This window comes from Leifsonia sp. SIMBA_070, from assembly GCF_046534635.1.
Classification (GTDB): domain Bacteria; phylum Actinomycetota; class Actinomycetes; order Actinomycetales; family Microbacteriaceae; genus Leifsonia.
The window spans coordinates 1-236 of record NZ_JAWRYK010000940.1 but is presented as its reverse complement, the minus strand read 5'-3'; the positions used below and the strand labels follow the sequence as shown (position 1 = coordinate 236).

The 236-nt window shown below is 64.8% G+C and carries 1 protein-coding gene; it reads right to left on the bottom strand.

Features of this window, described 5'->3' with window-relative positions; translation table 11 throughout:
- A partial coding sequence (locus tag SB754_RS22965; RefSeq protein WP_410784561.1) for a hypothetical protein occupies positions 1 to 236 on the bottom strand: 236 nt, incomplete at both ends.

Sequence of the window (236 nt, the reverse complement as noted above, 5' to 3'; positions counted from 1 at the left end):
ATCAGTGGTCGAGAAGTCGGTTGCCATCTTGTATTCGGGCGCGTAGGTCTCGACGTTGTTGGTCATCAACGTCCCGTAGATCGCGTTGCCCAGGGCCGGTTGATGTGCGTAGGTGTTCGACAGTGCGGCCGGATCAAGTGATCGCGGTTCGCCGGCCTGCAGGATGACGGCGGCGCCACCGGCCACCGGATCGCCCTCGTCCTCGGAAGCGCCACCGGCACCTCCGGCGGTGCTTC